The following is a 14,987-nucleotide window of genomic DNA, read 5'->3' on the forward strand; positions in this document are numbered from 1 at the left end:
CCCGAAAGGGGGCAGCAGACGATAACGGTGGAACGATGAGGAGGGAAGTGGCGGCGAGAGAGTACTGCCGCTGATAAAACCGCACCTTGCCATGGGCAGGGCGGGCGGAATGCGCGCGTCTTGCCTAAGGCCGATCGCCGATGGTCAATCGACTACTGTCACTGGAACAAGCACCCACGAGTCACTCCATATCATTGATAACGGGGACAGTCTAGCCAGTGGGGTTGCTTTGGTCAACTGAAGCTCTCTTCAGGAAGCCGCCGCGTCGTCCCCGCCAATGCGGGGACGGTGAAGGCGACCGGTCAATCAGTGGGCGTGTGCTTTGCCGTCGTCGGCGGATTCGGCATGCTCGCCGCTGCCGCCGAAAAAGCGCGCGGCGCGCTTGCCCAGGCTGTCGAGGTAGGTGTAGGCGACGGGCACCACCACCAAGGTCAACAGGGTCGAGGTGATCACGCCGCCGATGACGGCGCGGCCCATCGGCGCCTGCGATTCGCCGCCGTCGCCCATGCCCATGGCCATCGGTAGCATGCCGAAGACCATGGCCAGTGTCGTCATCAGGATGGGGCGCAAGCGCACTTGCCCCGCTTCCATCAGCGCCTCGAACTGGCCCAGGCCTTCGCGCTGGCGCTGGTTGGTGAAGTCCACCAGCAGAATCGCATTTTTGGTGACTAAGCCCATCAGCATGATGAAGCCGATCACGGAGAAGATGTTCAGGGTGCTGCCCGTAATGAGCAGGGCGGCCAGCACGCCGATCAGCGACAGCGGCAGGGACACCATGATGGCGATCGGCTGCAAAAAGCTGCCGAATTGCGACGCCAGCACCAGGTAGATGAAGATCACGGCGATCCCCAGCGCCATCATGGCGCCGCCCATGGTTTCGGCCATCTGCTGCGCATTGCCGGCCACGTCGAAGCGCACGCCGGGCGGCAAGTCGATGGACTTGATGGCTTTCTGCACGTCGGCGTCGACGTCGCCGGCAGGGCGGCCCTGCGTGCCTGCATAGATGGCCACGCGGCGCTGCAAGGCCTGGCGCTTCAGCACCTGCGGGCTCGATGACGGCACGAAGTCGACCACCTGGCGCAGCGGGATCATGACGGGTTTGCCGTTCGCATCAAGCTTGCTGGAGGCCAGCGACAGGTCGGCCAGGTCGGCCACCTTTTGCCGGCCCGACTTGGGCAGCTGCACGTTGACGTCGTAGTTTTGCCCGTCGCTGGCCAGCCAGTGGCTGACCGTGTCGCCCGCCACGAACGGACGCAGGGCGTTGCCGATCTGCTGCACCGACAAACCCAGGTCGCTGGCCAGTTCGTTATTGATCTTCACGGTGGTCGATGGATTGGCGCCTTCCTGGCTGTATTCCATGTCGGCCAGGCCCTTGATGCCGCGCATCTTGTCCATCAGGGTGTGCGCCACCGCATCGAGCTTGCCTTCGTCCGTGCCCAAAATGGCGATGAAGATGGGACGCTGTCCGACGGACAGGGTGATGCCGGCGATCGGCGCCAGGCGTTCGCGGATCAGCTTTTCCAGCTCCTGCTGCGAGCGGCGCTTCTGCTTCTTGATGTCCGTCAGCTTCAGGTTCACCTCGGCCGCGTTGCGCCCGTCCTGCGTGCCGACATTGGCCACCAGGCTGTCGATTTCTGGGAATTCCTTCAGGGCCGTTTCGATCTGGCGCACCTTGGTATCCGTGTATTCGAGGCTGGAGCCGACGGGCGTCTTGAAGCGCAGGTTGACCCAGCCCTGGTCCGTTTCCGGGAACATCTCGCCGCCGATCATCGGCACGAGCATCAGGCTGCCCGCGAACAGGGCGACGGCCGTGGCCAGGGTCGTCTTGCGCCAGCGCAAAGCGACAGCCAGCACCTTGCCATACCATACATGCAGGCGGTCGATGCCCGTCTCGATCCAGGCCATGAAGCGGCCCAGCCACGGCGCGTATTTGAAGCGGTCCTTGACGGGGTCGCGCCAGACGGATGACAGCATGGGGTCGAGCGTGAAGCTGACGAACAGGGAGACGAGAACGGCGACGGCCACGGTGATGCCGAACTGCAGGAAGAAGCGGCCGATGATGCCGTCCATGAAGGCGACGGGGACGAACACGGCGACGATGGCGAACGTGGTGGCCATCACGGCCAGGCCGATTTCATTGGTGCCGTCGTTGGCCGCCTTGTAGTGGTTCTTGCCCATGCCCAGGTGGCGCACGATGTTTTCGCGCACGACGATGGCGTCATCGATCAACAGGCCGATGCACAGCGACAGCGCCATCAGGGTCAGGAAGTTCAGGGTGAAGCCGAAGGCCTTCATGGCGATGAAGCTGGCCAGCACGGAGATCGGCAGGGTCAATCCCGTGATGATGGTCGAGCGCCACGAATGCAGGAACAGGAAGACGATCACCATGGTCAGCACGGCGCCTTCGATGATGGTGCGCTTGACGTTATCGAGCTGGCTTTGCACGCGCTCCGATTCGTCGTCCAGCACGCGCAGGGTGATATCGGGCGGCAGGGTCTTTTGCAGATCCGCCGCCACTTTCAGGATGCCGGTGCCCACTTCGACCACGTTGGCGTCCTGCACCTTGGTGATTTCCATCGTCACGGCCTGCTGGCCGTTCATGCGCGAGATCGACAGTTCTTCCTGCTCGCCGTCGACGACGGTGGCCACCTGGTCCAGGTAGACGGGACCGACGGCGCGGCGCGCGACGATGATCTTGCCGAATTCGCGCGCATCCTTGATCTTGCCTTCCACGCGCACCAGCTGTTCGGCCGCGCCATGGCTGATGGAGCCGGCCGGCAAATTGGTATTCGTCGCCTGGATGGCGCGGATCACTTCATCGACGCCGATGCCCTGGGCATTGAGTTCGATCGGCTTCATGCTGATGAGGATCTGGCGCGCGCGCAAGCCGCGCAGCTTGACTTGCCCCACGCCGGCCACACCCTGGAAGCGCTTGCTGATGATCTGCTCCGTCATGGTCGACAGCGAGCGCAGGTCATGCCCGGTGGACGTCAGCACGATGGTGGCGATGGGGCGCTCGTTGTCGCCTTCGGCGCGGGCGATGAACGGGTCCTTGGCTTCCTTCGGGAAGCGGGGGCGCACCAGGGCCACCTTGTCGCGCAAGTCTTGCATGGCCTTGTCCATGTTCGTCGACAGCTCGAATTCCAGGTAGACGCCGGCGCGTCCTTCCCACGAGTTGGCGCGGATGGTCTTGATGCCGCTGACGGTGTTGACGGCGTCCTCGATGGGACGCGTGATGTCGTTTTCCACGGCTTCGGGCGAGGCGCCCGGATAGTTCACTTCAATGGCGGCGAACGGGAACTGCACGCTGGGCATGCTTTCCACGCCCAGGCCCCGGTAGGAGAAGATGCCCAGCACCACCAGCGCCACCATGACCATGGTGGCGAAGACGGGGTTCTGGATACTGACTTTGGTCATCCACATGGCTTAATCCTTCCGAGCCAGCACGGCTGCCGGCGCGGCAGGGGCGGCGGCCGGTGCGGAGAAGGTCACGCCATGGCCCGGCTTGACGCCATCGAGCCTGGCGATGATGACTTTCGCGCCCGGTACCAGACCGGATTTGACTTCCGCATAGCCTTCATCCTCGTTGCGCAGGCCCAGGGTAACTGGCTGGGCGACCACCTTGTTGTTGACCAGCGCATACACGACGGGGCCCTGCTTTTCATTGCGCACGGCCGTCAACGGCACCAGCGGCGCCACGTTTGACCGTTCGGTGACGATGCTGCCCTTGGCGAACATGCCGCCGCGCAGCGCACCATCGCCATTGTCGACGGCGATGTAGACCAGCATGGCGCGCGAGCCGCTCTCGGTGGTGGGGTTGATGCGCGTGACCTTGCCGGCGAAGTCGCGCGCGCCGAAGCCATCGACCTTGAAGTGCACGTCCTGGCCCAGCTTGATGCGGGGGATTTCCGCGCTGGGCACGGGCGCTTCCAGGGTCAGCTGGGCCAGGTTGACGATGGTGTAGACGGGCATGTCGGGCGAGACTTTTTCCCCGGCCTGCAGGTGGCGCTTGCTGACGATGCCGGCCATCGGCGCGCGGATCACCGCATCGGCCAGCGCGATGCGGGCGATATCGACCATGGCGGCGGCGGACTTGACGTTGGCGCGCGCCAGGTCGACCGAGTTTTGCGTCGTGTCGTATGCCGTCTGCGAAATGTATTTTTGCTTGAGCAAGGCCTGGCTGTTCGCTTCATTCTTGCTGGCCATCGACAAGCGCGCCTGCGCTTCGTCGAGCATGGCTTGCTGCTGCGTCAGGCGGGCGCGCAGGTCGGCCGCATCCAGGCGCACGAGGATTTGCCCATTCGCCACTTGCTGGCCTTCCTGCAAGGTCGTTTCCTGGATCACGCCGGAAACCTTGGCCTTGATGGTGGCCTGGGTCACGGGGGCCAGCGAGCCGGACAGGGGCAAGCTGATGCTGAGCGCGCGCGCCGCGATGGCGGCCACGTCGCCCTGCGCCAGTTCATGCACGGGCGTCTTGGCCTGCTCCTTCTTCTTGCTCGCTTGCAGTTCGGCCGCCTTGGCGGCTTGTTGCTTCGATTGCATCACCGTCCAGCCGCCGCCGGCCAGGCCCAGCACGACCAGGATCAGCACGGGGGTGCGCCAGTGCCGGCGGCGCGTGGCTGCAAGGGGAGAGGCGGGGGGCAGGGTCTCGTTTTTCATAGGTATTTTTGGTCAGGAGCGGCGCAGGGGTTCGGCGCCAGGTCTCGGTGCGGACCCGGCCTGTCGCTGGCCGGGGGAATTCGGGTAGCGCATCACCGTGGCGGCCGCAGACAACACGCCTGCCGCTGCAGCCGTTCACGGCGATGCGCATGTTGCCACTTTAGGAAGAATCCAGCCCGGCCGCCATCGCCGTGCGACAGATTGCACAAAATCGGGGCTGGAATGCAAAAAACGGCGACCAAAGACACTGCCGGCATCGACGCCGTGCGCGTCACGATGCTTGCGCATCCTCAAGAAGCCGATTCGCCGGCGCGCAAGAATGGGTGGGATGGTTGCGCCACCGGACAGGCCATTCGCCCGCCGGTTGCCGTGCGGCCGCGCCACGGGGGGCTGATGTCTGAACGGATTGCCGGAGCCGCCCCGTCGCCGGGCCGTTTGCTGGCCGCTGCCGAACCGCAGGCGGGAGCGGCCGGCAAGGCGCTCGATTTGCTGTCCATCATCGTTGCCGCCGTCGAGCAGGCACCGGGCCTGGCCGTGCGCGGCATCGACCGCGATGGCATCGTGCGCTACTGGAGCTTGGGTGCGGCGCGCCTGTATGGCGTGACGGCCGAGCTGGCGCTGGGCCAGCCGTGGGCCAGGGTGGCCGCCTCGCTGCCGGATGCCACTCTGGCCGAGGAGGTTGCCGGCGAACTGGCGGCCGTGTGGGAAAGCGGCAAGGCGCGCAGCACGCGCCTGTGGAAGCTCGGTGCCGATGGCGCCGCGCCGCGCTGCATCTGTTCCACCGTGTTTCCTGTCATCCAGTCCGGGCGAGTGCGGCAAGTGGTCTGCATCGACGTCGACATCACGGCCAGCGGCCAGGATGGCGCCGCGCAGGGCGCCTTGTTGCTGATGGGCGACAATTTTCGCCAGTTGTACGAGAAATCCGCCGATGCCATCCTGCTGCTGCGTGACGAGCATATCGCCGACGCCAATCCGGCCGCCATCGTCCTGTTTCAATGCGAGGACCGGCCACGGCTGCTGGGGCGCCGCCTCAGCGATTTTTCACCCTTGCGCCAGCCCGATGGCGAATTGTCAGCGTTGCGGGGAACGCAACTGGCGGGGCAGGCCCACGCGGACGGCAACTGCCGCTACGACTGGCGCTACCAGACGTGCGCGGGCGAGCTGTTCTGGGGCGAAGTGTTGCTCACTTCCGTCACGCTCGACCACACCTATCTGTTTTACGCCGTGATCCGGGATATTTCCTCGCGCAAACTTGCCGAGCGGGCCCTGTACCTGTCGGCGCAGGTGGTCGAGCATGCGCGCGAAGCCATCGTCGTGCTCGATCCGCAGCAGCGCGTGGTCAGCATGAATCCCGCGTACAGCGAGATCAGCGGCTACAGCCTGGACGACATGCTGGGCAAGCCCTTCGTCCTGCACGGCGCGGAGCCGGACGCGCCGGCGTTTTTCGATCACGTGTGGGACGAAGTCGGAGATAACGGATATTGGCAAGGCGACATCGTGGGCCAGCGCAAGGCGGGCGGGCGCTACCCGGCCTGGCTGTCACTGACGGCCATCCGCGATTCACAGGGGCAATTGAGCAATTACCTGGCCATCCTCAGCGATATCAGCGAGCGCAAGAAAAACGAGGAGCACACGCGCCACCTGGCCGAGCACGATTTCCTCACCGACTTGCCGAACCGGGTGCTGTTGCTGGACCGGCTGTCGCTGGCGCTGGCGGCCGCGCGGCGCAAGCTGAGCATGCTGGCCATTTTGTACCTGGACCTCGACCACTTCAAGCACATCAACGACAGCATGGGCCACCACGTGGGCGACTTGCTGCTCAAGGAAGTGGCGCGGCGCCTGGTGCGCTGCGTGCGCGGCGTCGATACGGTCAGCCGGCATGGCGGCGACGAGTTCGTCATCATCCTGGCCGAGGTGGGCGGCATCGACCAGGTGGCCCACGTGGCGTCCAGTCTGCTGCATGCCGTCACGCAGCCCTATCAACTGGGCGAATACGAATTGCATGTGTCCACTTCGATCGGCGTGGCCATCTTTCCCAGCGATGGCGACAGCATCGATAGCCTCGTGCATAACGCCGACATCGCCATGTACCACGCCAAGGAAAGCGGGCGCAACAATTTCCAGTTTTTCAATGCCGAGATGAATGCGCAGATCGTCGAGCGGGCCAGCCTGGAGCAAGGCTTGCGCGAGGCGCTGGGTCGCGAGGAATTCGTGCTGGAATTCCAGCCTGCGCTCGATGTCGCCAGCGGGCAGATCGTCGGCGCCGAAGCGCTGTTGCGCTGGCGCCACCCGCAACTGGGCGTGCTGCCGCCCGAGCGCTTCATCGCCGTGGCCGAGGAATGCGGCTTGATGGTGTCGATCGGCAACTGGGTGCTGCGCCACGCCTGCCTGCGCGCGCGTGCCTGGCACGACGCGGGCCATGCCTGGCGCGTGGCCGTGAATCTGTCGCCAGCGCAATGCCTGCACAATAACTTGTTGCTCAGCGTGCAAGAGGCGCTGGCCGTGTCGGGCTTGCCTGCCGGCTGCCTGGAACTGGAAGTGACGGAGTCCTTGCTGATGAAGGGCGGCGCGCGCCTGGCCGGCGTGCTGGCGCAACTGCGCGCGCTGGGCGCCAGGCTGGCCATCGACGACTTCGGCACCGGCTATTCGCGCCTGGCCAATCTGCGCCATTACCCGGTGGATAAACTCAAGATCGACCCCTCGTTCCTGCCCGCCGCGGCGGACGGCGCGGCGGGCGAGTCCGACACGGCCGTGGCCGCCACCATCATCGCCATGGCGCGCGAGCTGCAATTGACGGTGATCGCCGAAGGCGTGGAAACGGTTCAGCAGCTGGCGTATCTGCGGGGGCAGGGCTGCCAGCAATACCAGGGGCGCTATGCCAGCGCGCAAGTGGAGGGCAGCGCGCTGGCGAAGTTGCTTAATTAGCAGCTGAGTTAGTCAATATTTCCCAGCAGCTTGATGCGTGCCAGCACCTGGCCATGGTCGGAGGCGTACCGCAAGCCCAGCAGCAGATGGTCGTTGAGATAAGTCACTTCCTGCAGCACGCCGATGGCGCGCGGCGAGGCGGGGTGGAAATGTTCGGACACGAGGATGTGGTCGATCGTCATGTAGGCGCTGTCGTGGATATTCGTGTAGCCCACGTGGCGCAGGGCGTCCTGGCGCTGCTGGATGGCGTTGGCGTCGTACAGGCGTTCGCGCATCTCGGCACCCGCTTCGCACGGCGCGCCCGCGCCCATGACGATGGCCGTGGTGACGGCATTGGCGATGTCGTTGAAGTCGCCCAGCACGATGCGGGGACGGCCGCTGTGGCCCAGTTCGCTTGCCAGCACGCGCAGGGCCACGGCTTCCGCGCCGCGCCGCTGCAGCGAGCGCAGGTTGGCCAGCGCGTAGGCGGTGGCATCGTTGCCGTCGCCATGGCGGTAGTCGGGGCGGCGCGATTTCAAATGCACCACGACCACGTCCGTGAGTTGTCCGCCAGGCAAGATGACCTGGACATGCAGCGGCGCGCGGGCGAAGCGGCCAGCATCGTCTTCGGCAGGCACGCTCACGCCGGCGGGGAAATTCGCCCAGGCAACACCGGCGCCGGCCAGCGGCAAGCGCGACACGAGCGCCACCGTGGGCAGCATGCGTCCGGCGGCATCGATGGCATCGTAGCCGGCCAGGGTGGCTGCGCGGTAATGGCGCGTGCGCGACAGCACGTCGCGCAGGGCCGCTTGCGAGAAAATTTCCTGGAAACCGATCACGTCGGCGTCGAGCAGGTCGATTTGCCGCGCCGTCCATTCCGCCTTGGCTTCGTATTGCGCCGGGCTCAACGGTTCCAGGTTGTCATACAATTTCGCCCCGGCGGGGGCAAGGTTGCAGACATTGAATGTGGCAAAGCGGATTTCTTCCTGCATAATTAGCACTCCTCACTGAACGATCAGCGTATCACGCATGGCTAAAAAAGAGCATATTTCCGAAACCCAGGCGACGCAGTTGCTGCGCAAGTATCAAGTTTCCTTTGAAGAACACCCGTATCCCTACGAGGAGCACGGCGGCACCAGCGTCTCGGCGCGCGAATTGAACGTGCCCGAACACGCGGTGATCAAGACCCTGGTGATGCAGGATGAGGCGGCCAAGCCGATGATCGTGCTCATGCATGGCGATTGCAAGGTGTCGACCAAGAATCTGGCGCGTGGCATCGGCTGCAAGTCCGTCGAGCCGTGCAAGCCCGAAGTGGCGCAGCGCCATTCCGGCTACATGATCGGCGGCACCTCGCCGTTCGGCACGAAGAAGGCCATGCCCGTGTACGTGGAGCAATCGATCCTGGCGCTCGAACGCATCTATATCAATGGCGGGCGGCGCGGTTTCCTCGTCTCGCTGGCGCCGCAGGTGCTCGTTGATTTGTTGCAAGCCAAACCGGTGCAGTGCGCCTTGCAGGATTAAGAGAGCAAGAAAGCGGGGCTCCACCCTGTCCCTGGACGGGGCGCTGGTGTATATTCTGCTGCGCCAACCTCGATGCTGGTGCAATAAACACAATAAAGGGAAGAAATGAATCCAGTAATCACAACCGTGGCAATGACAGTGGCCGCTTACTTGCTCGGCTCGATATCGTTTGCCGTGGTGATGAGCAAGGTCTACGGCATTGCCGATCCGCGCACCTATGGCTCGAAAAATCCGGGCGCCACCAACGTGCTGCGTAGCGGCAACAAGGGCGCCGCCATCATGACCCTGCTGGGCGATGGCGCCAAGGGCTGGCTGGCCGTGTTCCTGGCCGACCATTTTGCCAGCGCGCTGGGCGTGGGCGACACGGCCGTGGCCCTGGTCGCCATCGCCGTCTTCCTCGGCCATCTGTGGCCCGTGTTCTTCCGCTTCGTCGGCGGCAAGGGCGTGGCCACGGCCCTCGGTGTGTTGCTGGGCATCAATCCCTGGCTGGGCTTGGCGACCCTGGCCACTTGGCTGATCATTGCCTATGCCTTCCGCTATTCCTCGCTGGCAGCCCTGGTGGCGGCCCTGTTTGCGCCGTTTTACTATGGATTGCTGTTCGGCGTCGATCCCATCTTGCTGGCCGTCATCGTCATGAGCGTGCTGCTCGCTTACCGCCACAGCCAGAACATCGCGAACTTGCTTTCTGGCAAGGAAAGCAAGATCGGCGGCAAGAAGGATGGGGCCAAGGCGCCCGCCAAGAAAAAGTAAGCGCTTGATTTCCCGCGGGCCGCACGCATATGCTGTGCTTGCGGCGCCGCGCGGTGCGGCCGCCACCGACTCGCGCAAAGGCTGCCCACCATGAGTTCCACTCCCGCCACACCTACCCCCATCCGTATCGATTTCGTTTCCGACGTTTCCTGCCCCTGGTGCGTGGTCGGCCTGAAATCGCTGGAGCAGGCGCTGGACACGCTGCAAGGCACCGTCCAGGCCGACATCCACTTCCAGCCCTTCGAGCTGAACGCCAACATGCCGCCCGAAGGCGAGGATGTCGGCGAACACATCGCCCGCAAATACGGCTCCACCCCGGAACAGATGGCGCAGTCGCGCGAAGCCATCCGCGCGCGCGGCGAACAGCTGGGCTTTACCTTTGCCATGGACAAGCGCGGCCGCATCTACAACACGTTTGACGCGCACCGTCTGCTGCACTGGGCCGGACTGGAAGGGCGCCAGAAGGCATTGAAAATGGCGCTGTTCGATGCGTATTTCACGCAGGGACAGGATCCGTCCTCGCACGCGGTGCTGCTGGCCGTGGCCGGCAAGGTGGGGCTCGATGGCGTGAAAGCGGCCGAGGTGCTGGCCTCCGGCGCGTATGCGGACGAGGTGCGCGCGCAGGAACAGTTCTACCAGCAGAACGGCATCAATTCGGTGCCCGCCGTCATCATCAACGAGCGCCACCTGATTTCCGGCGGCCAACCTCCCGAAGTGTTCGAACAAGCCTTGCGCCAGATCATCGCCGGCGCTTGAGCGGGGCGCCAATGGCGCGCGCCATGGCGGACTTTTTGCGCTACACTCGGCGCAGAAGGAGGATAGTCAAATGCCAACAGCCAGCTGGAATGGCGCCGTCATCGCGCAAGCCACCGATGCGCAGGTGCAAGTCGTTGAAAACAATGTATATTTTCCTTTAGCTACCGTGACGCAGGAATACCTGCGTCCCAGCAGCCACACGAGCATCTGCCCGTGGAAGGGCACGGCCAGCTATTACGACCTCGTCGTCGATGGCCAGACGAATGCCAACGCGGCCTGGTATTACCCCCAGCCCAAGGATGCCGCCAAGCAAATTGCCGGCCACGTCGCCTTCTGGCGCGGCGTCAGCGTCGAGCGCTGACGCTTTCTTACGACCAATCAACCTGAAAGCAGACGATGGATTTACGCCTCGCCGTGTACCAACTCGCCTCGGACTATGCGCTCGATGCCCAACAAACCCGGCAGCTGCAGGAAGTGGCCGGCTTCCAGCGCGAACCGGCGCGCCTGGCCTACTGGCTGCCGCGTGGCGTGGCCGTGCTGGGCGCCGTGCTGCTGGGCATGGGCTTGATCTGCTGGGTGGCCGCCAACTGGGAAGACCTGGGCCGCATGGGCCGCTTTGCCCTGCTGCAAGGCGTGCTGGCGGCCGCCTGCGTGGGCGCGTTTGCCGTGCCGAAAGCGCGCGTGCCCTTGCTGCTGCTGGCCTTGCTGGCCATCGGCGGCCTGTTCGCGTATTTCGGCCAGACGTACCAGACGGGCGCCGATCCGTGGCAGCTGTTCGCCCTGTGGGCCGCGCTGGCCTTGCCGCTGTGCCTGGTGGCCCGCAGCGACGTGCTGTGGACGCCGTGGATGCTGATACTATCGACGGCCGCCACCCTGTGGATGCAGGCGCATGCGCACAACAGCTGGCGCGTCGATTCGGCCGATCTGCCCATTTTCATCGGCGGCTGGCTGGCCGTGCTGGCTGGCTGTGCGTTCGTCTCGCCCCTGCTGGCGCGCTGGACGGGGGCGGGCAGCTGGGCCTTGCGTCTGGGCCTGGTGCTGGCCACCTTCCTCATCACGGGCACGGCCGTCAGCGCCCTGTTCGGCAGCGAGATCGAATCGCCGTACTGGGCCGGTCTCGGCTTGCTGGCCGTCGCTGGCGTCCTGCTGGCCACGCGCCAGTTCTTTGACGTGTTCGGCTTGAGCGCCGTCGCGCTGGGCTTGAACACCTTGCTGGTGTGGGGGCTGGGGCACGTGCTGTTCCATGGCGGCGGCAATGGCGATGGCATCGGCAGGCTGGTGATGCTGGGCTTGTTCGCGGCCGTGCTGCTGGCGCTCACCGTGCAAGGCATTTTGTGGCGCACGCGCCGGGAGGCGGCATGAGCCATATCAATAGTCAGCGAGCCGATGCGCTCGCCACCCTGATCGACGATGCCACGCGCGCCGGCCTATTGCCGTCCGGCGCCGCCCGCCCCGTGCAGGATGTGCGGCCGTGGCCGCTGGTGCTGATGACGGCCCTCGGCGCCTGGCTGGCCGCCATCCCCCTGGTCCTGGCGCTGGGCGCGGGCCTGGAAAGCGTCGTGCGCCACGGCCCCGGCGCGTATGTCGTGGCCGCCATCGTGCTGGTGGTGGCCGTGCTGCTGATCCGCACGCGCGGCGTGGCATTGTTTGTCGAACAACTGGCCGTGCCATGCCTGCTGGTGGGCGGCAGCCTGCTCGGCTATGCCCTGTTCCGCGACTATGCCACGCAGACGGCGTCGCTGCTGATGTGCCTGGCGTGCCTGCTGACGGCCGCCGCTCTGCCGCGCGACTGGCTGCGCGTGCTGTTGGGACTGGTCGCCTGCGGCTTGCTGGGGCTGGGCATCATCGATAGCACGCGCGACTGGATTTTCGAGAACGACCCCACGCAGCTGTACAGCGCCTGGATGCTGGCCCTGGCATTCTGGCTGGGCGCTCACTGGCTGCAAAAGCAGGCCTTCAACGATGGCCGCGGCGCGTCCATCGCCGCCTTCCTGGAATCGCTGTCGACGGGGTGGGTCCTGGCAATCTTGCTGGGGCTGGTCCTCTGGTCCGGCATGACCTTCATGCTGGGCGGCGCGCTGGGCGGCGGTATTGTCGGCGACGTGGCGCGCGAAGCGACCCGGCACCAGGCCGTTGCCTGGTATGCGCAAGTGTTGAATGGGGTGTCGCTCGTGCTGGCCACGGCGGCCGCCGCCTGGACGGGATGGCGCTGGCCGGCGCTGCGCCAGTTGCCCGCCATCGGCGTGGCGCTGGTGCTGATCGTGCTGGCGTGGTTCATGCCGGCGCTGGGGCCCGTGCTGCTGATCCTCGCGTATTGTTTGACGAGCGGGCGTTCGCGCGTGGCCGTGGCGGCCGCGCTGGCGGCGGCGTGGATACTCGGCAGCTTTTATTATCAGCTGGCCTGGCCGCTGGCCAGCAAGGCGGCGCTGCTGGCCATGGCCGGCGCGCTGCTGTGCGCCCTGTCGTGGCTGGCCACGCGGGGCGCCGTGCTGCACCTGGTGGAAAGCAAGCCGGTAGGCGCGGCTCTTGAGCACCGCGCCGCGCGCCTGGGCGTGCTGGGGGGCTTGCTGCTGGTGTTGCTGGTCGCCAATGGAGGCATTTGGCAAAAAGAGCAGCTGATTGCCAAAGGGCAAGCGATCTTCGTGGCGCTGGAACCCGTCGATCCCCGCTCGCTGATGCAGGGCGACTACATGCGCCTCAATTTCGTCAACCTGGGCGTCCTGTCCACCCTGGCCAGCGTGGACCGGGCGCCTGGCCGGCCCCTCGTGGTGGCGATGCGCGATGCGCGCGGCGTGGCGGAATTGCTGCGCCCGTACACCCAAGAGGCGCTGGCGCCCGGCGAATTCCTGCTCGAACTGACGCCGAAGGATGGGAACTGGGTGCTCGTCAGCGATGCCTGGTTCTTCAAGGAAGGCGAGGCGGCGCGCTGGGAAAAGGCCCGCTATGGCGAGTTCCGCGTGCTGCCCGACGGCCGCGCCTTGCTGGTGGGCATGCGTGGCCCGGAGCTGGAGAAGCTGTAGCTTTGTCGCGCAGGCAGTCGTGCAAGAGCACGCCAGGGCGGGCATCCTGTAAAATTGCCCTATGGATAATATTACGCATTCGGTCATCGGCCTCGGGGTCGGCGAACTGGTACACCGCAGCCTGCCGCCCGAGCCGCAGGCCCCCGCACAGCGCACCCGGCGCGCGCTGTTTTTATTTTCGGCATGGTTTGCCAGCAACGCGCCCGACCTGGACCTGGTGCTGACCAAGCTGTTGCCGCGCCCGTTCGGCTACATGTTGCACCACCGCGGCCATACGCATACCTTGCTGCTGGCCTTGCCGCAGGCGCTGCTGTTGCTGGCTTTGCTGTGGCTGCTGTGGCCCGGCGCGCGCCGGCTGCTGAAAAGCAGCGTGCCCGCCCGCATCGGCCTGGCCGCTTGCCTGCTGCTGGGCTTTTGCTTGCACATGGGCATGGATTTCCTCAATTCCTATGGCTTGCACCCGTTCTATCCGTTTGACAGCCGCTGGCTGTATGGCGACATGGTCTTCATTGTCGAGCCCATGTTCTGGGTGCTGCTGGGCGTGCCCGTGATCATGTCCTTGCACTACGGCATCGTCAAAAGCGTGCTGCTGGCGGGGTTGACGGCGGCCCTGTGTTTCTTCACCTATAAAACCTATCTGGCGCCCGCTTCGCTGCTCATCCTGCTGGGGCTGGGCGCGATCCTGGCCGTGCTGCAGGGGCGGGCCGACGAGCGGGGGCGCGGACCGCTGCTGCTGGCCTTCGCGCTGGCCGCCACGTTCATCGGCACGCAGGGCGTGGCGTCGGCCCTTGGCCGTGCGCGCATCGAGGCGGCCGTGCAGCGCCTCGATCCCGGCACGCGCGTGTGGGACGTGGCGATGACGGCCTTCCCCAGCAATCCGCTGTGCTGGATCTATGTCTCGCTCGACAGCAAGACGGACGTGTACACCTTGCGGCGCGGCACCCTGAGCCTGCTGCCGGATGCGCTGGCGCCCGCCGCCTGCCCGGCCGGCCTGGTGGAAACGGGTAAGCAAGGCCAGCAACTGGCGCCCGGCATCGCCGTCTCGGCCAAGGCGGAGGGCAGCCTGGCCGCCTTGCGCGCGCTGCAGGAAGACAATTGCTATGTCGACGCCTGGTTCCGCTTTGCCCGCATGCCCAGGTTGAATGCGGACAAGCTGACGGACGTGCGCTTCAACCCCGGCATGTTGCCTAATTTCACGACCGTCGAACTGCAGCAGTTCCGCAACCGGCCGTGTCCCGCCTACGTGCCGGGCTGGGGCCGCCCCCGCGCGGACATGCTGGCGCCGCCGCAAGCGGTGCGTCCGTAGCGAATTTGTTGCCTTGTGGCAAAATATCGTGTGTGCACTTACTTTGCCATGGCCGCGCATGCGACACGACC

Annotated in this window: 11 protein-coding genes; 8 read left to right on the top strand and 3 right to left on the bottom strand. The window is 65.4% G+C overall.

From position 1 onward, the window contains the following. Positions 1–306: 306 nt before the first annotated feature. Together O3301_RS05925 and O3301_RS05930 are read right to left on the bottom strand one after the other, a co-directional pair. The gene (locus tag O3301_RS05925; protein WP_305055863.1) at positions 307–3,423 is read right to left on the bottom strand and encodes an efflux RND transporter permease subunit; all 3,117 of its coding nucleotides are present in this window, start codon (positions 3,421–3,423) and stop codon (positions 307–309) included. 3 nt (positions 3,424–3,426) lie between these two features. Next, the gene (locus O3301_RS05930; RefSeq protein WP_305055864.1) at positions 3,427–4,659 is read right to left on the bottom strand and encodes an efflux RND transporter periplasmic adaptor subunit; all 1,233 of its coding nucleotides are present in this window, start codon (positions 4,657–4,659) and stop codon (positions 3,427–3,429) included. 393 nt (positions 4,660–5,052) lie between these two features. On the opposite strand from O3301_RS05930, the gene O3301_RS05935 reads away from it, so the two are divergent. Continuing rightward, positions 5,053–7,584, top strand: a complete 2,532-nt coding sequence (locus O3301_RS05935; protein WP_305055865.1) for an EAL domain-containing protein — start codon at positions 5,053–5,055, stop codon at positions 7,582–7,584. Between the two features lie 8 nt (positions 7,585–7,592). Here O3301_RS05935 and O3301_RS05940 read toward each other — a convergent pair whose 3' ends face one another. After that, positions 7,593–8,555: an endonuclease/exonuclease/phosphatase family protein gene (locus tag O3301_RS05940; protein ID WP_305055866.1), complete on the bottom strand. Its 963-nt coding sequence runs from the start codon at positions 8,553–8,555 to the stop codon at positions 7,593–7,595. A 37-nt stretch (positions 8,556–8,592) separates the two neighbouring features. Between O3301_RS05940 and ybaK the strand changes: the two genes are divergently transcribed. The 7 genes from ybaK to O3301_RS05975 all read left to right on the top strand — a co-directional run bounded on the left by ybaK (position 8,593) and on the right by O3301_RS05975 (position 14,916). Further along, entirely contained in the window at positions 8,593–9,084 is a 492-nt protein-coding gene (ybaK, locus tag O3301_RS05945; RefSeq protein WP_305055867.1) for a Cys-tRNA(Pro) deacylase, read from the top strand. 105 nt (positions 9,085–9,189) lie between these two features. After that, positions 9,190–9,834, top strand: a complete 645-nt coding sequence (plsY, locus tag O3301_RS05950) for a glycerol-3-phosphate 1-O-acyltransferase PlsY (RefSeq protein WP_230539942.1) — start codon at positions 9,190–9,192, stop codon at positions 9,832–9,834. A 90-nt stretch (positions 9,835–9,924) separates the two neighbouring features. Continuing rightward, a complete protein-coding gene (locus O3301_RS05955; RefSeq protein ID WP_289898859.1) occupies positions 9,925–10,590 on the top strand; it encodes a DsbA family oxidoreductase in 666 nt (221 codons plus the stop codon). Positions 10,591–10,660: 70 nt separating this feature from the next. Beyond that, positions 10,661–10,951 carry a DUF427 domain-containing protein gene (locus O3301_RS05960; RefSeq protein WP_077408361.1) on the top strand — a complete coding sequence of 97 codons (291 nt, stop codon included), beginning with the start codon at positions 10,661–10,663 and terminating at the stop codon, positions 10,949–10,951. A 35-nt stretch (positions 10,952–10,986) separates the two neighbouring features. Continuing rightward, a complete protein-coding gene (locus O3301_RS05965; RefSeq protein ID WP_289911400.1) occupies positions 10,987–11,952 on the top strand; it encodes a DUF2157 domain-containing protein in 966 nt (321 codons plus the stop codon). After that, on the top strand, positions 11,949–13,610 hold the full coding sequence (locus tag O3301_RS05970) for a GDYXXLXY domain-containing protein (RefSeq protein WP_305055868.1): 1,662 nt from the start codon (positions 11,949–11,951) through the stop codon (positions 13,608–13,610). The genes O3301_RS05965 and O3301_RS05970 overlap by 4 nt, the downstream gene beginning before the upstream one ends. 61 nt (positions 13,611–13,671) lie before the next feature. After that, on the top strand, positions 13,672–14,916 hold the full coding sequence (locus tag O3301_RS05975) for a metal-dependent hydrolase (RefSeq protein ID WP_289911398.1): 1,245 nt from the start codon (positions 13,672–13,674) through the stop codon (positions 14,914–14,916). Positions 14,917–14,987: the final 71 nt, after the last annotated feature.

This window comes from Janthinobacterium sp. SUN211, from assembly GCF_030587315.1.
GTDB classification, from domain to species: Bacteria; Pseudomonadota; Gammaproteobacteria; order Burkholderiales; family Burkholderiaceae_D; genus Janthinobacterium; species Janthinobacterium kumbetense.